The sequence below is a fragment of the Streptomyces sp. NPDC007088 genome, assembly GCF_042869355.1.
Classification (GTDB): Bacteria; Actinomycetota; Actinomycetes; order Streptomycetales; family Streptomycetaceae; genus Streptomyces.
In genome coordinates this window covers 516,209-534,644 of the sequence record NZ_JBIAFO010000001.1, presented here as the reverse complement: position 1 = coordinate 534,644, position 18,436 = coordinate 516,209, and the positions used below count along the sequence as shown (strand labels likewise).

17 protein-coding genes are annotated in these 18,436 nt (G+C 75.2%); 7 read left to right on the top strand and 10 right to left on the bottom strand.

The window, feature by feature from the left end; all coding sequences use genetic code 11:
- Window positions 1–41 precede the first annotated feature (41 nt).
- Both ACFYMP_RS02365 and ACFYMP_RS02360 read left to right on the top strand, forming a co-directional pair.
- On the top strand, window positions 42–848 hold the full coding sequence (locus tag ACFYMP_RS02365) for a hypothetical protein (RefSeq protein ID WP_388849113.1): 807 nt from the start codon (window positions 42–44) through the stop codon (window positions 846–848).
- Between the two features lie 5 nt (window positions 849–853).
- Window positions 854–1,480, top strand: coding sequence for a hypothetical protein (locus ACFYMP_RS02360; protein ID WP_388849110.1), 627 nt, complete (start codon window positions 854–856; stop codon window positions 1,478–1,480).
- 248 nt (window positions 1,481–1,728) lie between these two features.
- Here ACFYMP_RS02360 and ACFYMP_RS02355 read toward each other — a convergent pair whose 3' ends face one another.
- The 3 genes from ACFYMP_RS02355 to ACFYMP_RS02345 all read right to left on the bottom strand — a co-directional run bounded on the left by ACFYMP_RS02355 (window position 1,729) and on the right by ACFYMP_RS02345 (window position 3,427).
- Window positions 1,729–2,085: an antibiotic biosynthesis monooxygenase family protein gene (locus ACFYMP_RS02355; protein WP_388849107.1), complete on the bottom strand. Its 357-nt coding sequence runs from the start codon at window positions 2,083–2,085 to the stop codon at window positions 1,729–1,731.
- 93 nt (window positions 2,086–2,178) lie between these two features.
- Entirely contained in the window at window positions 2,179–2,580 is a 402-nt protein-coding gene (locus ACFYMP_RS02350) for a DUF1992 domain-containing protein (protein ID WP_388849569.1), read from the bottom strand.
- A 178-nt stretch (window positions 2,581–2,758) separates the two neighbouring features.
- Window positions 2,759–3,427 (bottom strand): O-methyltransferase, encoded by a 669-nt coding sequence (locus tag ACFYMP_RS02345; protein WP_388849104.1) that lies wholly within the window; start codon window positions 3,425–3,427, stop codon window positions 2,759–2,761.
- A 706-nt stretch (window positions 3,428–4,133) separates the two neighbouring features.
- Between ACFYMP_RS02345 and ACFYMP_RS02340 the strand changes: the two genes are divergently transcribed.
- Window positions 4,134–6,335 carry a bifunctional glycosyltransferase 87/phosphatase PAP2 family protein gene (locus ACFYMP_RS02340; protein ID WP_388849101.1) on the top strand — a complete coding sequence of 734 codons (2,202 nt, stop codon included), beginning with the start codon at window positions 4,134–4,136 and terminating at the stop codon, window positions 6,333–6,335.
- Between the two features lie 91 nt (window positions 6,336–6,426).
- Here the strand turns inward: ACFYMP_RS02340 and ACFYMP_RS02335 are convergent, their stop codons facing one another.
- On the bottom strand, window positions 6,427–6,792 hold the full coding sequence (locus ACFYMP_RS02335; protein WP_388849098.1) for a hypothetical protein: 366 nt from the start codon (window positions 6,790–6,792) through the stop codon (window positions 6,427–6,429).
- A 193-nt stretch (window positions 6,793–6,985) separates the two neighbouring features.
- Between ACFYMP_RS02335 and ACFYMP_RS02330 the strand changes: the two genes are divergently transcribed.
- The gene (locus ACFYMP_RS02330; RefSeq protein WP_388849095.1) at window positions 6,986–8,134 is read left to right on the top strand and encodes an acetyl-CoA C-acyltransferase; all 1,149 of its coding nucleotides are present in this window, start codon (window positions 6,986–6,988) and stop codon (window positions 8,132–8,134) included.
- Between the two features lie 295 nt (window positions 8,135–8,429).
- Here ACFYMP_RS02330 and ACFYMP_RS02325 read toward each other — a convergent pair whose 3' ends face one another.
- From ACFYMP_RS02325 to ACFYMP_RS02305, 5 genes are all read right to left on the bottom strand, one after another.
- A complete protein-coding gene (locus ACFYMP_RS02325) occupies window positions 8,430–9,272 on the bottom strand; it encodes an ECF transporter S component (protein WP_388849092.1) in 843 nt (280 codons plus the stop codon).
- Window positions 9,269–11,035: an ABC transporter ATP-binding protein gene (locus tag ACFYMP_RS02320; RefSeq protein ID WP_388849089.1), complete on the bottom strand. Its 1,767-nt coding sequence runs from the start codon at window positions 11,033–11,035 to the stop codon at window positions 9,269–9,271. Before ACFYMP_RS02320 ends, ACFYMP_RS02325 begins: the two co-directional genes overlap by 4 nt.
- A complete protein-coding gene (locus ACFYMP_RS02315; RefSeq protein ID WP_388849086.1) occupies window positions 11,032–12,228 on the bottom strand; it encodes a CbiQ family ECF transporter T component in 1,197 nt (398 codons plus the stop codon). The genes ACFYMP_RS02320 and ACFYMP_RS02315 overlap by 4 nt, the downstream gene beginning before the upstream one ends.
- Window positions 12,225–12,887, bottom strand: coding sequence for an SCO2322 family protein (locus ACFYMP_RS02310; protein WP_388849566.1), 663 nt, complete (start codon window positions 12,885–12,887; stop codon window positions 12,225–12,227). Before ACFYMP_RS02310 ends, ACFYMP_RS02315 begins: the two co-directional genes overlap by 4 nt.
- A gap of 86 nt (window positions 12,888–12,973) precedes the next feature.
- Complete coding sequence (locus ACFYMP_RS02305) at window positions 12,974–14,224, bottom strand: prenyltransferase/squalene oxidase repeat-containing protein (RefSeq protein WP_388849083.1); 1,251 nt, start codon at window positions 14,222–14,224, stop codon at window positions 12,974–12,976.
- A 466-nt stretch (window positions 14,225–14,690) separates the two neighbouring features.
- Between ACFYMP_RS02305 and ACFYMP_RS02300 the strand changes: the two genes are divergently transcribed.
- From ACFYMP_RS02300 to ACFYMP_RS02290, 3 genes are read left to right on the top strand one after another with little or no spacing between them, the layout of a single operon-like run.
- Window positions 14,691–16,094, top strand: a complete 1,404-nt coding sequence (locus tag ACFYMP_RS02300; RefSeq protein ID WP_388849080.1) for a glycosyltransferase family 4 protein — start codon at window positions 14,691–14,693, stop codon at window positions 16,092–16,094.
- Complete coding sequence (locus tag ACFYMP_RS02295) at window positions 16,088–16,849, top strand: methyltransferase domain-containing protein (protein WP_388849077.1); 762 nt, start codon at window positions 16,088–16,090, stop codon at window positions 16,847–16,849. Before ACFYMP_RS02300 ends, ACFYMP_RS02295 begins: the two co-directional genes overlap by 7 nt.
- The gene (locus tag ACFYMP_RS02290) at window positions 16,846–17,937 is read left to right on the top strand and encodes a prenyltransferase (RefSeq protein ID WP_388849074.1); all 1,092 of its coding nucleotides are present in this window, start codon (window positions 16,846–16,848) and stop codon (window positions 17,935–17,937) included. The genes ACFYMP_RS02295 and ACFYMP_RS02290 overlap by 4 nt, the downstream gene beginning before the upstream one ends.
- A 51-nt stretch (window positions 17,938–17,988) precedes the next feature.
- Here the strand turns inward: ACFYMP_RS02290 and ACFYMP_RS02285 are convergent, their stop codons facing one another.
- Window positions 17,989–18,270 (bottom strand): hypothetical protein, encoded by a 282-nt coding sequence (locus ACFYMP_RS02285; RefSeq protein WP_388849072.1) that lies wholly within the window; start codon window positions 18,268–18,270, stop codon window positions 17,989–17,991.
- Window positions 18,271–18,436 lie beyond the last annotated feature (166 nt).

The following is an 18,436-nucleotide window of genomic DNA, read 5'->3' as shown; positions in this document are numbered from 1 at the left end:
CACACCTGTTCCCGCGATTCACATCCACCGGGAGGGCACACATGTCCACCGCCTTGATCGTCGTACTGGTCGTGGTCGTCGTCGCACTCGCCGTCGGCGCCCTCGTCTTCGCGAAACGGGGCAAAGAGGGCGGAGGCTCGCTCCGGCGACGCTTCGGCCCCGAGTACGAGCGAACCGTCGCCCATCACAACGGCGACGTGAAGGCCGCCGAGCAGGAGCTGGCCGAGCGCGTGCGACGCCACGGTTCGCTGCGTGAGCGCCCCTTGGACCCCGCGGCTCGTGAGCAGTACCTCGCCCGCTGGGCCGGCGTCCAGGAACGGTTCGTCGAGGCGCCCCGGCAGGCCGTCGCCGAGGCGGAGCATCTGGTCGACGAGGTGGCCGGCGCGCGCGGCTTCCCCGAGGGCAGTGGGCACGCGGAACGGGTCGAGGCCCTCTCCGTGCACCACCCGCACCACGTCCACGGCTACCGCAGGCTGCACGACTCGGCCGCCGCGGGCAGCACCACGCCCGGACCGCGCGGCTCCGAGTACGCCGCGGGTGCCGAGGAGGCCGGCGCGGCCGGCCACGCCAGCACGGAGGACCTGCGCGAGGCCATGGTCGAGGCGCGCGGTCTCTTCGAGGAACTGGTCGGCGCCGGTGTGTCCAACGGGGCCGGCACGGGACACCACCACGGACGTACGGCGGCGGGGGACGGGCGTCACGACGGTGCCCTCCCCGGCACCACGACGGGAGTACCGCCCGCAGCCGGCCCGGCCTCGCAGGCCCCGGCGCCGGGCCAGGAACCCGTGACGCCCGCACCCGCCGCCGAGACGGCTCCGTTCCATTCGCGTGACCTCAAGGGGAAGTGACCGCCATGACCGCTTACACGAACGAGCAAGTGCCCGGCGAGCAGTACGAGCAGGGGTCCGGTCCGGGCGCGGGGCGCGAGCGCCACGCGTACGACGGGAACGAGCGGCGCCCCGGCCGGGGCGCGGGAGAGCACGAACGCCTCGTCGCGGGCGAGGTCCGCGAACAGCTGGGGCAGCGGCTCCAGCAGGCCCTGAACGAGTTCGTCGACTCCCCGCGCGCGGCCGTCGAGGAGGCCGACCGGATACTTGAGGACGCGGTGGCCCGCCTCACCGAGGCGCTGTCCAGCCGACGCGGCGACCTGCGCGCGTCCTGGGACGGTTCCGCGGGAACGGGCTCCAGCCCGGCCGCCGGCCGTAACGGCGCGGCGGGTACCGCGGGCGACGGGCCGCTGGGCGGGACCGGCGGCCGGGACCGTCACCACGACGGCGACACCGCCACCATGCCCCCGGTCACCGACGGCCCGGCTGCGGCCGGCGCCGCGCCCGCGCACGGCGGTTCCGCGCACAGGGAGCCGTTCGAGGGCGCCACGGACGGGCGGCCGGGCACGGCGGGCGGCGCGAGCGACACCGAGCGGCTGCGGCTCGCCCTGCGCGAGTACCGCGAGACGACGGAGCGCCTGCTCGGCTTCTGACTGCGTACAGAGCGCCTGCTCGGCTTCTGACTGCGTACAGAGCGCCTGCTCGGCTTCTGACTGCGTACAGAGCGCCTGCTCGGCTTCTGACTGCGCACCGGTTTCGCGCCACGGGCCGACAGCGGACCAGGAGCGAGAGCCCCCTGAACCGAGGAGGGGCGGTACGACGGGTGGGACCCCGTCGTACCGCCCCTCCTCACCTTTCGGCCCCGCCCCTCACCGCGCGGGGCCGTCCGTCTGCCGCCTCACTACTGGGCGGGGCCCGCCTGCTGGACGACGTCGAAGGACCAGAGAGTGGAGTCGGAGGCGGCCGGCCGCGGTCGCTCCCCGCCCTGTGCGCCCGGTTCGTCCTGCTCCCCGCCTCGCGGGCCGCCGCCCTGGTGGGCGGCCTGCATCGGGCCCTTCATCCATGCCTGGAAGGACTCCTCGTCGCGCCAGCGCGTGTAGACGAGGTACTGGTCGGTGCCCTCGACGGGACGCAGCAGTTCGAAGTGCTCGAAGCCGTCGGAGTTCTCGACGGCGCCCGCACGGGCCGCGAAACGCTGCTCCAGAACCTCGCGGCGCTCGGCCGGCACGGACAGAACGTTGATCTTGACGATGCTCATACCGACCATCCTGCCCTGCCCGCCCCCGGCCCCGGCCGAGGGGACCGGTGGCGGCCGGGGGACCGGCGACGGCGAGGGCCGGGGCGCACGGGATCAGCCGCCGTGGGTGGCCCGCCACCGGGCCGCGAACGCGTCCACGTCGTAGGGGACCAGACCCAGCGGCGGGCCCTCCAGCGGGGCCCGCAGTGCGGCGGAGATCTTCTCGTTCAGCCCGGTCACCATACGGCGCGCCCGTTCCTCCGAGGGGGCCTCGGCGGCGGCCGCCAGGGTGTCCTCGGCCTCCTTGCGCAGGACCAGGGAGGCCGGCAGGTGGGAGAGCCCCTCCCGGGCCATCTTCTGCTTGACCCACCACAGTTCGTCGTAGCGGGGGGACTCGTCCGGCAGGGGTTTGCCGCGGCCGGCCAGGGCGGCGAAGTCGCCGCGCTCCTCGGCCTCCCTGAACTGCCGGTCGACCCACGACTCGAAGTCGAGCCCAGGCGGTTTGCGCTCGGTCATCCGGTGTTCTCCCGTCGTTCGTCGTTCGTCGTTCGTCGTCTCGTCCGTCGTCGCCACGTGCGGCTCCATTCTCCCTCTCGGAAGGGGAGCGGAGACGGTCTGGAAGGGGGAGAGGGGCTTGATTCGGAGAAGCGGCGGGCCGCGGGGTGCTGCTTCCCGGCGGAGTGCGTGCCCCCGGTCAGGAGATGACGCGGGCCAGGGCGAAGCCGTCGTAGCCCTTGGAGCCGACGGTCTGCACGGCGGTGCCGCTGAGACGGGGCTCGGCGGCGAGGAGGTCGAGGGCGGCGCGGGTGCCGACGATGGCCGGATCGGTGCTCTCCGCGTCCTTCACGGCGCCCGAGCGCACCACGTTGTCGACCACGACGACGCTGCCCGGCCGCGTGTGGTCGAGGGCCCAGGCGAGGTAGTTCGGGTTGTTGACCTTGTCCGCGTCGATGAACACGAAGTCGAAGGGCTCCGTGCCCTCCTCCGCGAGACGGGCCAGGCTGTCGAGGGCCGGGCCCACCCGGATGTCCACCCTCTCGGCGAAGCCCGCGCGGTCCAGGTTGGCGCGGGCCACCGCGGCGTGCTCCGGCGCGTACTCCAGGGTGATCAGGCTGCCGTCCGCCGGGAGGGCCCGAGCCAGCCAGATGGTGCTGTACCCGCCCAGCGTGCCGATCTCCAGGATGCGGCGGGCGCCCTGGATCTCGGCCAGCAACTGGAGCAGTTTCCCCTGGTTGGGAGCGACGTTGATGCCGGGAAGACCGGCCTCCTCGCTGGCCGCGAGAGCGCCGGTGAGGGCCTCGTCGGCGAGGGAGAGCCGGTCGGTGAAGTAGGTGTCGACCTCGGTCCAGAGCTGCTCAGGCATGGGTGCGGAGCCCTTCGTCGAATCCGTGGGACGGGTTAGTTCCGAAAGGGAACGTACCAGGCGCTTGGTGCGCCGGGAGGCGCCCCGGGGTTACCAGGGGCCGCCTTCGGGGTGCGGTGTGGGGCGCGGACGGCGGTGACAGACGGCAGACGGGCGGCGAACGGTGACAGGTGACAGGTGACAGGTGACAGGTGACAGGTGACGGGTGACGGTTGCGGCATGCGGCGGCCGGTGCCGCCGCCCCTGGGTCGGCCGCCGCCCCTGGGTCGGCCGCCGCCCCTGGGTCGGTCGGCACCCCGGCCGGGCCGTGCCGCTCGATGGTTTCCGGCCGCCGGGGCCGGGCGGCGCCCGTCCGGTGTTGTCCGGAAAGAGGCGTGTGCGCTCTCGCGCGGGCGCGTTGTCGGTGGTGTCACGTAGAGTGACCACTCTGTTGCCCGGTGGGCGGGCCGACGGTGTGACCGGGGCATACGGCTACGCTTTCTCCGCCCTTGAGCCGGGCAACCGGGGGCGTTCCCTCATGTATCCGGTGGTTCCGGGCGCCTAAGGGGACGGCTGAGTCGGCTGTTTTCGTCGCAATCCGGCCAAGTTAAGGTCAACGGGCGGTCAACAGTTGGACGAAAGAGAAGGGGCTATGAGGCGAACAGGGGGCTGGCTGCGTCTCCGCACAGGGATAGTGCGAGCCTCTACAAGCCGGGGCGGACCGGAAATGGAAGACGGACGGGGCGGGAGGCCGCAGGACGTGGCGAATGCGGAACATGGTGGAGCGGGCGGCCCCTTCGGTCCGGGAAGGGCCTCAGCGACCGGGACGCGGCTGCGCGTGCTGGCCGTCCTGTCGTGGGCGCTGGTCGCCGCCCTGCTCGTACGACAAGTCGCCGCGGTGCTGCGACTGCCCCCCGGGGACCGGCTCACCGACCTGGAGACCTGGATCGGGCCCGAGGGGGTGCTGCACGTCTCCGGCTCCCTCTACGACACGGGCCAGTTCACCGGCACCCCCTTCTACGGCCTCGTCCTGAAGCCGCTCAGGGAGTCCGCGCAGGACGCCCTGGGGGTCGCCTGGACCTTCGGCAGCCTGCTGCTCGTCGTCGCCCTCGGCCTGCTCGTCGCGCGCGCCGTGCCGCCGTCCGCCGCCTCGCGGCGCGGCTCGCTGCTCGTGGCGCCGGCCGCGATCTGCCTGTTCATGGTCTCGCTGCCGGTGCGCAACGCGCTGCACCTCGGCCAGCTCAGCGTCCTGCCGGTACTGCTGGTCGTGATCGGCTGCTTCGCGGCGCGCGGCGAACGCACGGCAGGACTGTTCGTGGGCCTGGGGGCCGCCTTCCAGCCGACCACGCTCCTGTTCGCCCCGCTCCTGTGGTTCACCGGGCGGCGCGGGGCGGCCGTCTCCGGCGTGGTGACCTTCGCCGCCTCCACGGCCGTGGCGTGGATCGTCATGCCGCACGACTCGTGGACGTACTGGGTCCACCACCTGGCCGGGGTCGGCCTCGGCAGCGGGGACGCGCTGGCCAACCAGTCCCTGCACGGCGCGCTGCTGCGCTTCGGGCTGCGCGGACCGCTGGAGATCGCGCTGTTCCTGGTGCTGGCCGCGGCGGTCGTCATCCTCGGACTGCGCCGCGCGGTGCGGTACGCCCTCGACGGACAGCTGCTGCTCGCCGTGGGCGTCACGGGCTGCGTCGCCGTCGCGGTCTCGCCCACGTCCTGGCAGCACCAGATGCTGTGGGTCCTGCTCACGGTGGTGGGCCGGGTCGGGAAGCGGGCGTCGGACCGCTACGTGTGGCCCGTCGCCGTGGTCCTCGCGATGTCCCTGTCGCCCAAGGTCCTGCTCCCCAACATGACCAGCCTGGACCCGGTCACCCAGAACGTCATCCTCGTCGCGGCCCTCTCGGCGGCCTGCGTCGTGCCCTTCCTGAGCACGTCCGCACCGGCCTACGCGCACCCGGAGCCGACCGCCTACGCGCCCCGACTGCCCTCGCGCTTCGCCAAGGTGCCGCTGGTGCCCGCGTGGCGCTGGGTGCTGCGCCGCCCCAACCTGCTGCTGGAACTGCTCCTGATCCGCGTCGCCTACTCCGCGTACTCGGAGGTCCGCAAGGTGGCCCGGGGCGGGCGGTCCACCGCCGAGCACCACGGCGAGATCGTCCACTCCATCGAGAAGTTCCTGCACATCGACATAGAGCACTGGGCCAACCACGCCGTCGTGAAGGTGTCGTGGCTGGAGAACTTCTTCAACTTCTACTACGAGTCGTTCCACTTCGTGGTCCCGCTCACCGTGCTCGGCGTGCTCTACGTACGCCGGCCCGCCGAGTACCGGTGGGCGCGCAGCGCGCTGGGCTTCGCCACGATGCTCGCGCTGCTCGGCTTCTGGCTCTTCCCGCTGGCCCCGCCCCGGCTCATGCCCGACCTCGGCTTCATCGACACGGTGCACGGGGTGCAGGACTTCAGCAAGCCCGACTACGGCGCGCTCACGGCCGTGACGAACCAGTACGCGGCGATGCCCTCGTTGCACTTCGGCTGGTCCTTGTGGTGCGGCCTGGTCATCGCGATCCTCGCGCCCAAGTGGTGGATGAAGGCGCTCGGCCTCCTGCACCCGCTGTTCACCGTCTCGGCGATCGTGGCGACCGGCAACCACTGGGTCCTGGACGCGGTGGGCGGCGCCGCCGCCGTGGGCCTCGGCTTCGCCCTCGTCCACCTGCTGGCCGGGCCCCGCGCCAGAACGGTCCGCGCCGAGGCCGGGGCCGGCGGGAGAGCGGCCCCCGCGGCAGGCGGCGGCGCGGGAGGGCGCGCGGTGGCCCCGTCGGCCGGACCGGCCGTAGCGGAGCGGGCCGGTCCGGGGGCGCGAGCGGATCTGGTGAAGGACACGGGCACGACGACAGCCGCGGGGCCCGGTGGGGAGCGGGGGCCGGGTTCGGCCGGTTAGCCGGGACCGCCGCCGGTACGGGAGGCAGGTACGGGGCCGTGCTCGGCTCAGCGCGGCACGGGCGGGCGCTCGGGCCGCGCCGTCCGGTGGGTCATGGCCGGGTCGCGCGGCGCGGACCGGTGCCGAGGTCGCGGCGCATGGCCGCGCGCAGCCGGGTGAGCACGGCCTCGTACTCGGCCCGGCCCCCGGAGTACGCCTCGTCCCCGGCGAGGGTGCCGGCGGCGGCGAGGTCGCGCACGTCCCGCAGGCGGCGGAAGGCGTCCTCGGACGCGGTGTGGACGTCGGGTGCGGCCGTGATCGAGAGCTGGTAGCGCATGCCGTGGCACGGGGCGAAGTGCTCACGGGCGGCCCGCTCCCGTTCGGCGGGCGCGAGGTCCACGTCCCGGGCCAGACCGCGAAAGCCGTTGCGGGCCCGGGACAGACAGGCGAGGTAGTCGCCGTACAGGGCGCGCCGCACGCCGCTCAGGCGCTCGTCCTGCCCCCTTTCCCCATTCGCCGTGTCCCCCTGTCCCGTGTCCCGTGTCCCGTGTCCCGTGTCCCCGCGATCGTGCGTGCACGGATCTTGCGGTGCGGTGGCGGGGGTCTGGAGACTGCCCGGGGGTGTGGGCGGGCGGCGGGTCCGGTGCACCGGGGCGAGGAGGCGGGCGGGCGTGGCCGAGGAAGCCGTGGTGGTCGAGGCGGTGCGTACGCCGCTCGGGCTGAGCGGCGGTGACCTGGCGGGTGTGCATCCGGCCCGGCTGCTGGGTTTCGTCTACCGGGAGTTGCTGGAGCGCGCGGGGCCGGGCGCCGACGGGATCGACCACGTGGTGTGCGGGACGCAGACGCAGGCGGGGGAGCAGTCCTGCAACGTGGCCCGTACGGCCTGGCTGGCCGCCGGACTGCCCTCGGCCACCGCCGCGACGACCGTGGACTGCCGGGAGGCCTCCGCCCAGCAGGCGGCCCTGTTCTCGGCGGCGCTCGTCATGTCGGGCACGGCGCGGCTCGCCCTGAGCTGCGGGGTCGAGGTCATGTCCCGGATACCGCCGTCCGCCGCCACCCAGCGCGGACCCGGTCTGCCCAGGCCACCGGAGTGGCCGGCCGGGCTGCCCGGCGAGTTCGACTCGGCGGAGCGCACCGCCCGGTCGTACGGGATAGGGCCGGCCGACGCGCGGGCGGTGGCGCTGCTCTCCCGCGAGCGGGCCCGCGCCGCCCGGACCGACGGGAGCAGCGCCCGGGAGACGTGTGCGGTGCCGGTGTCCGGGGCCGGTCCGCTCGTGACCGACGACGAAGGGGCGCGGTCGCGGCCGGACCGCGCGCGCCTCGCCGGGGAGCGGCCGGTCGTGCCGGGCGGGGTGCACACGGCCGCGAGCACGGCCCCCGCCGGGGACGGCGCGGCAGGACTGCTCTGGACGAGCCCTCCGCTCGCCCGTGAACTGGGACTGCGTCCGCGGGCCCGGGTCGTCGCCCAGGTCACCGTCGGGGTGGACCCGGACCGGTACGTCGACGGGGCCGTGGAGGCGACCCGGATCGCTCTGGGCCGCGCGGGGCTCACGGCACGGGACGTGGGGGTGGCCGAGATCGACGAGCCCTTCGCCGCCGTGGTCCTCGGGTGGGCCCGGTCCTTCGGCCTCGACGACGGGCTGGACGGCGTCAACACCAGGGGCGGGGCCCTCGCCCTGGGCCGCCCCGCCGGTGCCTCCGGCGCGCGGCTGCTGACCACCGCGCTCAGCCGCCTGGAGGACGAGGACCACGAATACGCCCTGGTGGCGACGGCGGCCGGAGGCGCCCAGGCGAGCGCGACCGTCCTGCGGCGGATCTAGACGGGGCTGCCCCACGGCGGACGCGGACGCGGATGCGACCGTCCTTCAGCGGCTTCAGCGGCTTCAGCGGCTTCAGCGGCTTCAGCGGCTTCAGCGGCTTCAGCGGCTCAAGCGGTTTCAGCGGCTTCAGCGGCTCCGGCGCGGCGGACGCGCGACGACCGCCGGTCGGTGACGTATCGCGGCGCTCTCACCGGCTTCGCCCGCTCGCGCCCCCGCGCCGAACCCCCCGCCCCCGAAGACGGCCCGAAACCCCCGCCCCCGAAGACCGCGGGCCCGTCTCCCGGTGCGCGAGCGCTCACGGTTCGAAGGTGACCGGCGGTTCGAAGGAGGCTTTGCGGGTCGCCCGGCGCAGGGCCTTCAGGACGGCGGGGCCCAGGGTCAGGCTCAGGACGACCGTCAGGACGGCGCGCGGCAGGTCCCAGCCCAGCGAGGTCGCGAGGCAGTACGCGAGGAAACGGCTCAGGTTCTCGCCGAGCGGGTCGCCCGGGACGAAGGACACCCCGGTCGACATGCCGCCGATGTAGGGCCAGCCCTGGAGGTTCATCACCGTGCCGTAGAGCAGCGCCGACACCGCCCCGTACACGGCGAGCAGCAGCAGTTCGCGGACGCCGCGCAGCGTGCGGGCGCCCGGCAGCAGGCCCGCGCCCATGCCGACCCAGCCCATGGACAGCATCTGGAACGGCATCCACGGGCCGACCCCGCCCGTGAGCAGCGCGGAGGCGAACATCGAGACGGCGCCCAGCACGAAGCCGAAACCGGGGCCGAGGACCCGGCCCGAGAGCACCATCAGGAAGAACATCGGCTCGATGCCCGCCGTGCCCGCGCCGAGCGGCCGCAGCGCCGCCCCGGCCGCCGCGAGGACGCCGAGCATCGCGACGGCCTTCGCGTCGAGACCGCCGTCCGCGATCGCCGCGACCACCACTGCGAGCAGGAGCGGCAGCAGCGCCGCGAACAGCCACGGGGCGTCCCCCGAGTGCGCCACGCCCGAGGCGCCGTCGGCCAGCAGCGGCCAGCCGAAGGCCATCACCCCGACGACGCTGATCAGCGCGAGCGCGGCCAGGGCCCGGGGACCCAGGCGTACGGCACGCACCCGGCGCTCGCGGTCGTCGTGCGGGCCGGTGGGGCCGGGGGCGGTCACGAGGGGTCCTCCAGGGCGCGCGCGACCTCGCCGACCGTGAGCCAGCGCTGCGGGGCGAGGATCTTCGCGGTCTGCGGGGCGAACTGCGGGGAGGAGACGACGACCTCGCAGGTCGGGCCGTCCGCGACGATCTCGCCCTCCGCGAGGATCACCACCCGGTGTGCCAGCTCCGCCGCGAGTTCCACGTCGTGCGTCGCGAGGACGATGGCGTGCCCGCGCTCCGCCAGATCCGTCAGGATCGTCACGAGCCGGGCCTTGGCCGCGTAGTCGAGGCCCCGGGTCGGCTCGTCGAGCAGCAGCAGGGGCGGCGCGGCGGTCAGGACGACGGCGAGGGCCAGGGCGAGCCGCTGCCCCTCGGACAGATCGCGCGGATGCGTCGCGTCGGGCACCTCGGGCAGCAGCCGGGTGACCAGCGCCCGGCACGTGCCCGGCGCCGCCCCCGCGTCGGCGTCGGCCGCCGCGCACTCGCCCGAGACGGTGTCGGTGTACAGCAGGTCGCGCGGCTCCTGCGGGACGAGACCCACCCGCCGGACCAGTTCGGCGGGGGTGGCCGCGCGGGGCGCCGAGCCCCCCACGAGGACCGTGCCGACGTCCGGGGCGAGCAGGCCCACGAGCGTCGACAGCAGCGTGGACTTGCCCGCGCCGTTGCGCCCCATGAGGGCGACGGTCTCGCCGGGCCGCAGGCTCAGATCCACCCCGTGCAGGGCGCGGACCGGTCCTCGCGTGACGCCCAGGTTCCGCGTACGCGCCGCGAACCCGTCCGGCGGAGCGGCGGCCCGGCCCTTACCGGCCCCGGACGGGGAACGCGTCGGTGCGCCGCGCCGCCGCCACGGCAGCAGCGGACGCCGCCGTACGTCCGCCGGCACCGGGCCCGGCCCCCGGTCCGTCGTCCCGGCAGTCCCGGCACCGGGCCGCGCCGCCACGGGAACGGGGGCCGGCGGTACGTGGTCGGCCAGCCGGGCGCGCAGCGGGCCCGCCGCGCGGCGGGCGTCGCGGACGGAGAGCGGCAGCGGGTCCCAGCCGGCCAGCCGGCCCAGCGCCACGACGGGCGGGCGGACCGGCGACTGCGCCATCACCTCGGCGGGCGGCCCCACGACCGGCGTACGGCCCGCGCCCGGAAGCAGCACGACCCGGTCGGCGTACTGCACGACCCGCTCCAGCCGGTGTTCGGCCATCAGGACCGTCGTACCGAGATCGTCGACGAGCCGGGTGAGCACGGCGAGCACCTCCTCGGCAGCGGCCGGGTCGAGCGCGGAGGTCGGCTCGTCGAGGACCAGGACCCGCGGGTGCGGGGTCAGCACCGAGCCGATCGCGAGGCGCTGACGCTGACCGCCCGACAGCGTCGCGATGGGCCGGTCGCGCAGCTCGTGCAGGCCCAGCAGGTCGAGGGTCTCCTCGACGCGGCGGCGCATCACGTCGGCGGGCAGCCCCAGCGACTCCATGCCGTAGGCGAGTTCGTCCTCGACGGTGTCGGTCACGAAGTGCGCGAGCGGGTCCTGCCCCACCGTGCCGACGACATCGGCCAGTTCTCGGGGCTTGTGGGTACGGGTGTCACGGCCCGCGACCGTCACCCGGCCGCGCAGCGTGCCGCCGGTGAAGTGCGGCACGAGCCCCGAGACCGTACCCAGCAAAGTCGACTTGCCGACCCCGGAGGGGCCCACGAGCAGGACCAGCTCGCCCTCCGGGACGGTCAGCTCGATCCCGTCCAGCGTGGGGCGCGGCGCCCCGTCGTAGGTCACGGAGACGTTCTCGAAGCGGATCACGGGGTCCTCGCCTCCCTGGGGGTACGTCGGTCGGTCGCCGGCCCGGCCGGGCGCGACGGCGGGGCGGGGGCGGCCACGGCGGGCACCAGCCCCACCAGCACCGCGAGGGCCGGCCACACGGGCAGCGCCGGTGCGCTCAGCGGGACGACGCCCGGGTGCAGCGCGCCGGGCGCGTACCGGCCGGCCAGCGTCATCAGGAGGCCGACGGCCACTCCGGAACCCGACACGAGCCAGGCCCGCACCCCCCACGGATCGGGACGGTAGCGGCTGCGCACGCTGCGCCGCCCGCCCAGCCACAGCCCGCCGAGCGCCGCCGCGAGCCCCGCGCCCAGCGTCGGAAGCGCGTAGGAGGCCCCGGCCGAGGCGAGCAGCCCGTACGTGCCCGCGCACACGCCGAGCAGTCCGCCGAGCGTCAGCGCGGCCGTCGTACGGCGCACCGCGACGGGCACCGAGGCGGTGCGCCCGTAGCCGCGCGCGTCCATCGCCGCCGCGAGCGCCACCGAGCGTTCCAGCGCGCCCTCCAGGACCGGCAACCCCACCTGGAGCAGTCCGCGCGGGCCCCGGTCGGGGCGGCCGCGCAGGCGCCGGGCCGCCCGCAGCCGCCGCACGTCGGCGACGAGGTTCGGCGCGAAGGTCATCGCGACCACGACCGCGACCCCCACCTCGTACAGCGCGCCCGGCAGCGACTTCAGCAGCCGCACCGGACTGGCGAGGGAGTTCGCCGCGCCCACGCAGATCAGCAGGGCCGCGAGCCGCAGCGCGTCGTACAGCGCGAACAGCAGTCCCTCGGCGGTGACCCGGCCGCCCAGCCGCACCCCGCGCGCCCACTCGGGCAGCGGGATCTCGGGGAGCGTGAACAGCGTGTGGCTGCCGGGGACCGGCGAACCGAGGAACACCGCGAAGACCAGCCGGATCAGCAGCACCACCAGGCCGAGCCGCACGAAGGCCCCGTACGAACGCGACCACGGCGCCTCGGTCCTGCGGGCCGCGACGACGTACCCGGCGACCGCGACGACCAGCGCGAGCAGCAGCGGGTTGGTGGTCCGGGTCGCGGCGGCGGCCAGGCCCAGCGCCCACACCCACCAGGCGCCCGCGTGCAGCGTCCCGTGCGCGCGGGCGGTGAAGGGAGCGGACACCGCGGCCCCGCCGGTCCTCCCGTCCGGTGTGCGCGCCCCCGTGGCGGGGCGGGTCATGCCCGGCGCCGGCGACGGGTCTGCCACACCGTCCCGGCGGCGAGGACCACGAGCACCCCGATCCCGGCGAACAGGCCCACGGACGGGCCGTCCCCGCCGTCCCCGGCGTGCGCCGCGCCGTCGTGCGGGGCGGGGCCGCGCGTGCCGCCCTCCCGGTGCCCGGAGCCGCTGTCGACCTGCTCGCCGCACCCCGTGCGCGGATAGCCCGAGATCGCGCACAGCAGCGCGGAGGCGTCGTAGCGCAGTGGCTTCGCGACCGCCGCGAGGGCGTCGGCCGCGCTGCCGTCCCGGTCGATCCGCGCGCAGGCCGTGCGGGGCTTCGGCGGGATCTCGCCGGACGGGGCGTCCGCCGCCGTGCCGAAGTCGAGGACCACGGCGATCCGCTTGCGGTCCGCGCGCTCCGGGGTGTCCGCGCAGATCCGCCCGAAGGAGGCCGTACCGCGCGGTCGCGCCGAGTCCCGCGAGTCCTCGCTCACCGAGAAGCGGAAGCCCTCGACCGAGCCGTCCCCGGGCCGGGAGATCGCGGGGCCCCGCGTCGCGTACGTCCACGCGGCACCCGAACGCTCCCAGAACGACCAGTAGCGGTAGCCGGTCGCGGCGTGCGCGGGAAAGGCCGCCCCGGCGAGAGTGGTGAGCAAAGCGAGCGCGGTGGTGAGCACGGCGAGCGCCGCACGCGGTACCGGACGCGCCCCGCCGCCGCGCGGCCGGGACCCGGCGGGAGCGTGCCGCGCCGCCACCGCGCCACTCACCGCCCGGACCGCTTGTGACGACCGCTCACCAGGAAGCCGATACCGATACCGACGAACGCCCCGACGCCGACCATCCACCAGGGGCTGATCCCGCCGTCCTTGTCGCCGCCCCCGTCCTGCTTCTCGTCCTTCGCGCCCGGCGCGGGGGCGGCCGAGGCGTCGGCGGGGCCCTGGGCCGCGAGCTTCGCGACGAGGTCGGTCCCGCCGAAGTCGTGCACGTCGGTGCCGGTCGCCCGAGCGGTCAGGACGAGTTGCGCCCACGCGGCGGGGCCCGTCTGGCCGGCCCACTCCGCGCCGTTCTCCTCCAGCCATGCGAGGGGCTTGCGGGCCTGCCCGGTCAGGCCGGCGGCGGTCAGTGCGACCACCGTGTCGGCGGTGTTGCCGACGTCGGGCTGGTCCTTCGCGCCGGGCATCGCCGACATGAGGTGACCGTTCTTCGCGACGGCGGCCGCGAGGTGGGCCGCGCCGTTGCGGGCCGCCTCCCGCGCGTTCTCCGGCGGGTGGCAGGCGTACTTGCCGCCCGCACCGGCCTCGCCCGGCCCGGACACGACGAAGCCGTGGCCGAGCGCGGCCGTGACGGCGGCGGCCGTGGCGTCGTCGTTGGCCACGAGCTTCTTCGACTTCGGGTCCGGCTGGTACGCGAAGGCGGCCCCCTCGCCGGAGCCGGACCCGCACTTCAGGGCGAGGGCGCGCAGCGCGTCGAACGGGGACGCGCCCTTCTTCGACGTGACCGAACCGGGCTCCTCGCCCATCGCCGTCAGCGCGCCGGCCACGACGGAGGTGGAGTTCGCGTCGGAGGCCCCGCCCGGGTTGTAGCTCCAGCCGCCGTCCGCGTTCTGCGTGGACTTCAGCCAGTCCAGGGACTTCTCGGCCTCCGCGCGGTGACCACCGACGGCGACGAGGGCCTGGACGGCGGCGGCCGTGGAGTTCGAGTCGACCTTGTCCTTCGGGCCGCAGTCCGCGCCGGGCTTCGCGCGGAACGCGGCGAAGGCGCCGTCCGCGCACTGCTGCCCCACGAGCCAGTCGACGGCCGGACGCGGCACCTCGGCCTTCGCGGTGGCGAGGGCGGTCAGCGCGAGGGACTGACGCCACACCCCGTCGTACGTCGGGTCCTGCTCACCGAACAGGCCCTCGGCCTTGCCCGGTATCGCGGAGGGGGAGGGGGAGGGGGCGGCGACGGCGGGGGACGCGGCCGCGCCCAGAGCGAGGACTGCCGCGACGAGGGCGGCGCTGCGCGGGACGTTCATAGCGGGAGGGGTGCCTCTCCTGGCGGGGCCGGGCCGGCGGTTCCGGCTCGCCGCCGGGGCGGCTCACGGTCGCGGGTCAGCGCCGGAACTGCGCCGGCTTGCCCTGGGTGGGGGTGGTGACGACCGGGCCATTTTAGCGGGACCCCGACCCGCCCGGACCGGGGCGGGCCCGCGGGCCGGGCGGGCCGCCACCCGCCCCGGCCCGTGGGGAGCCCGGGGCCCGGAGGGGAGGAGCCGAACGGGCCGGACCAGGCGGCGGGCGGGCGCGCCCGCACCCCGCGCGCACCGGCGCGCGACCGTGGTGCGAATCACCGGCGCCGCCCGGCACAGCGTGGCTACCAGCCGGTAGATTCGGTGTCCGGACGATCAACGACGTGCGGTCGGGACGGCCGCGTCCGCAACTTGTTCTAGGTTGCCGGGCGGCGTAACCTCGCCCGGACGTGCAGGAAAAGAGAGGGTGCCTGGAGTGACCGCTGAGGCCCTGGGTGCCCGAGCCGCCGGAGAACGGCCCTTGCGCGTCGCCCTGCTCACCTACAAGGGCAACCCCTTCTGCGGCGGACAGGGCGTGTACGTACGCCACCTCTCCCGCGAACTGGCCCGGCTCGGTCACGAGGTCGAGGTCATCGGCGCCCAGCCCTACCCGGTACTCGACGAGGGCGTGCGCCTGACCGAACTGCCGAGCCTGGACCTCTACCGGCAGCCCGACCCCTTCCGCACCCCGAAGCGGTCGGAGTACCGGGACTGGGTCGACGCCCTGGAGGTCGGCGCCATGTGGACCGGCGGCTTCCCCGAGCCGCTCACCTTCAGCCTGCGGGCCCGCCGTCATCTCGCCGCGCGGCGCGGGGCGTTCGACGTCGTCCACGACAACCAGACCCTCGGCTACGGGCTGCTCGGCGGGCCCGGCGCCCTCGGCGCGCCGCTCGTCACCACGATCCACCACCCCATCACCGTGGACCGCGCCCTCGACCTGGCCGCCGCCGAGAACCTCAAACGCCGCCTCTCGGTGCGCCGTTGGTACGGGTTCACCCGCATGCAGAAGCGCGTCGCGCGCCGGCTGCCCTCGGTGCTCACCGTGTCCGGCTCCTCCCGGCAGGAGATCGTCCAGCACCTCGGGGTGCGCCGCGACCGGGTCCACGTCGTGCACATCGGCGCCGACACCGACCTGTTCTCGCCCGACCCCGCGGTGCCCGAGATCCCCGGACGTATCGTCACCACCTCCAGCGCCGACGTCCCCCTCAAGGGCCTCGTCCACCTCGTGGAGGCGCTCGCCGCGCTGCGCGCCGAGCATCCGGCGGCGCACCTCGTCGTCGTCGGCAGGAGGGCCGAGGACGGTCCCGTCGCGCGGGCCATCGAGCGCCACGGGCTCGGCGGCGCCGTCGAGTTCGTCAAGGGCATCTCCGACCGGGAACTCGTCCACCTCGTGCGCGGCGCGCAGATCGCCTGCGTCCCCTCCCTCTACGAGGGCTTCTCGCTGCCCGCCGCCGAGGCCATGGCCACCGGCACGCCGCTCGTCGCGACCACCGGCGGAGCCATCCCCGAGGTCGCCGGGCCCGACGGCGAGACCTGCCTCGCGGTCCCGCCCGGGGACGCGGGCGCCCTCGCCCACGCGCTCGGCCGGCTGCTGAAGGACCCCGACCTGCGGGTCCGGCTCGGCGCCGCGGGGCGCGCCCGGGTCCTGGACCGCTTCACCTGGGCCCGCGCCGCGCAGGGCACCGCCGAGCAGTACCGGGCCGCGCTCGACGCGCGGCGCCCCGCCGCCCGGTCCCTCGCCGCCCCCGCCCGGACCGCCGCGCCGGCCCCCGCGAGCCCCGCGACGCCCGTGGCCGTCACCACCGCAACCCCTGACCGCGAAAGCAGGTCCACGTGCTGACCGTCGACTTCACCCGCTTCCCGCTCGCCCCGGGCGACCGCGTGCTCGACCTGGGCTGCGGCGCGGGCCGGCACGCCTTCGAGTGCTACCGGCGCGGCGCGCGGGTGGTCGCCCTCGACCGCAACGCCGAGGAGATCCGCGAGGTCGCCACGTGGTTCGCGGCGATGAGGGAGGCCAAGGAGGCGCCCGCAGGGGCGAGTGCCACCGCGATGGAGGGCGACGCCCTCGCCCTGCCCTTCCCCGACGCCTCCTTCGACGTCGTGATCATCTCCGAGGTCATGGAGCACATCCCCGACGACAAGGGCGTGCTCGCCGAGATGGTGCGCGTCCTCAAGCCCGGCGGACGCATAGCGGTGACCGTTCCGCGCTACGGCCCCGAGAAGGTGTGCTGGGCGCTGTCCGACGCGTACCACGAGGTCGAGGGCGGCCACATCCGCATCTACCGGGCCGACGAACTCGTCCGCAAGATGCGCGAGGCCGGACTGCGCCCCTACGGCAGCCACCACGCGCACGCCCTGCACAGCCCCTACTGGTGGCTCAAGTGCGCCTTCGGCGTCGACAACGACAAGGCGCTGCCGGTACGGGCGTACCACAAGCTGCTGGTGTGGGACATCATGAAGAAGCCCTTCGCGACCCGCTTCGCCGAACGGACGCTCAACCCGGTGCTCGGCAAGAGCTTCGTGGCCTACGCGACCAAACCGCACCTGCCGGCCGCCGAGGCGACCGTGCGGGCCGACGCCACGGAACCCGCGTGAGCACCCCCCGGACAGAACACCTCGTCCTGCCCGGGGTCCTCACCGCGGAGGAGGCCGCCGCGACCGTGAGGGGCCTGCTCGGACAGCAGCGGGCCGACGGGGCGATCCCCTGGTTCCGCGGTCACCACCTCGACCCCTGGGACCACACCGAGGCCGCGATGGCCCTCGACGCGGCCGGCGAGCACGAGGCCGCCGCCCGCGCCTACGCCTGGCTCGCCCGGCACCAGAACCCGGACGGCTCCTGGTACGCGGCCTACCAGGACGGGGACCACGAGCGGCCCACGGACCGCGCGAAGGAGTCCAACTTCTGCGCGTACGTCGCCGTCGGCGTGTGGCACCACTACCTCGCCACCGGCGACGACACCTTCCTCGACACGATGTGGCCCGTCGTGTACGCGGCCGTCGAGTTCGTGCTGCGCCTCCAGCGGCCCGGCGGGGAGATCGGCTGGAAGCGTGAGGCGGACGGCACCGCCGTACCCGACGCGCTGCTCACCGGCTCCTCCTCCGTGCACCAGGCGCTGCGCTGCGCGCTGGCCGTCGCCGAGGAGCGCGAGGAGCCGCAGCCCGACTGGGAACTCGCGACCGGCCTGCTGCGCCACGCCGTCCGCAGGCACCCCGAACGCTTCCTCGACAAGTCCCGCTACTCGATGGACTGGTACTACCCGGTCCTCGCGGGCGCCGTCAGCGGCGAGGAGGCCGAGCGGCGGATCGCGGAACGCTGGGCGGAGTTCGTGGTCCCCGGGCTCGGTGTGCGCTGCGTCGTGCCCAACCCGTGGGTCACCGGCGGCGAGAGCGCCGAACTCGCCCTCGCGCTGTGGGCCGTCGGCGAGTCCGACCGGGCGCTGGAGATCCTCCAGAGCCTCGGCCGGCTACGCGATCCCGAGACCGGTCTCTACTGGACCGGGTACGTCTTCGAGGACGAGGCCCTGTGGCCGCGCGAGCAGACCACCTGGACCGCGGGCGCGCTGCTCCTCGCGGTCGCGGCGCTCGGCGGCGACCAGGCGACCTGCGCCGTGTTCAGCGGGGCGGAACTGCCCCGCGGACTCGACGACGCCGACACGGCGGCCGACTGCTGCCGCATCCACTGAACTCCCGTACGCGGGACGCCGTCCGCCCCGCGCCCCCGCCCGCGGGCGCGGTCAGCGGCTGATCCGGCCCGCTACGGCGTGCCCGACGAACAGGTAGACGACGGCGGCGAGACCGTAGCCGCACACCACCCGCGCCCACTTCTCGTCGAAGGTGAACAGGTCACGGGACCAACCGGCGAGGAAGTCCGCCGCGTTGTGGACCCACTGCACCAGATCGTTGGCGCGGTTCGCGTCCAACAGGTACATCACGATCCACACGACCAGGATGACCGCCAGGACATCGGCTATGAGCGCGATGAGCCGGCCCGCTGCGTTTCCGTTTCGACTGGACATGCAGCCCGTCTTGCCGCTTGTGCGTGCGTGAAACCACCGCGGGAGGGCCGCCTCGCGGGAAACGGGACGGGGGTGGGCCGCCCCCCCCCCCCCCGGCCCCCCCCCCGGGGGGCCCCCCCACACCCCCCCCCCCCCCCCGGCGGGGCCCCCCCCCCCGCGGGCCCAC

Bases quoted from the DNA above. Each gene is read 5' to 3' on its own strand.
- ACFYMP_RS02360 (WP_388849110.1), top strand. From the start codon at position 854: ATGACCGCTTACACGAACGAGCAAGTGCCCGGCGAGCAGTACGAGCAG.
- ACFYMP_RS02285 (WP_388849072.1), bottom strand. From the start codon at position 18,270: ATGTCCAGTCGAAACGGAAACGCAGCGGGCCGGCTCATCGCGCTCATA.
- ACFYMP_RS02355 (WP_388849107.1), bottom strand. From the start codon at position 2,085: ATGAGCATCGTCAAGATCAACGTTCTGTCCGTGCCGGCCGAGCGCCGC.
- ACFYMP_RS02365 (WP_388849113.1), top strand. From the start codon at position 42: ATGTCCACCGCCTTGATCGTCGTACTGGTCGTGGTCGTCGTCGCACTC.
- ACFYMP_RS02315 (WP_388849086.1), bottom strand. From the start codon at position 12,228: ATGACCCGCCCCGCCACGGGGGCGCGCACACCGGACGGGAGGACCGGC.
- ACFYMP_RS02340 (WP_388849101.1), top strand. From the start codon at position 4,134: ATGGAAGACGGACGGGGCGGGAGGCCGCAGGACGTGGCGAATGCGGAA.
- ACFYMP_RS02350 (WP_388849569.1), bottom strand. From the start codon at position 2,580: ATGACCGAGCGCAAACCGCCTGGGCTCGACTTCGAGTCGTGGGTCGAC.
- ACFYMP_RS02305 (WP_388849083.1), bottom strand. From the start codon at position 14,224: ATGAACGTCCCGCGCAGCGCCGCCCTCGTCGCGGCAGTCCTCGCTCTG.
- ACFYMP_RS02345 (WP_388849104.1), bottom strand. From the start codon at position 3,427: ATGCCTGAGCAGCTCTGGACCGAGGTCGACACCTACTTCACCGACCGG.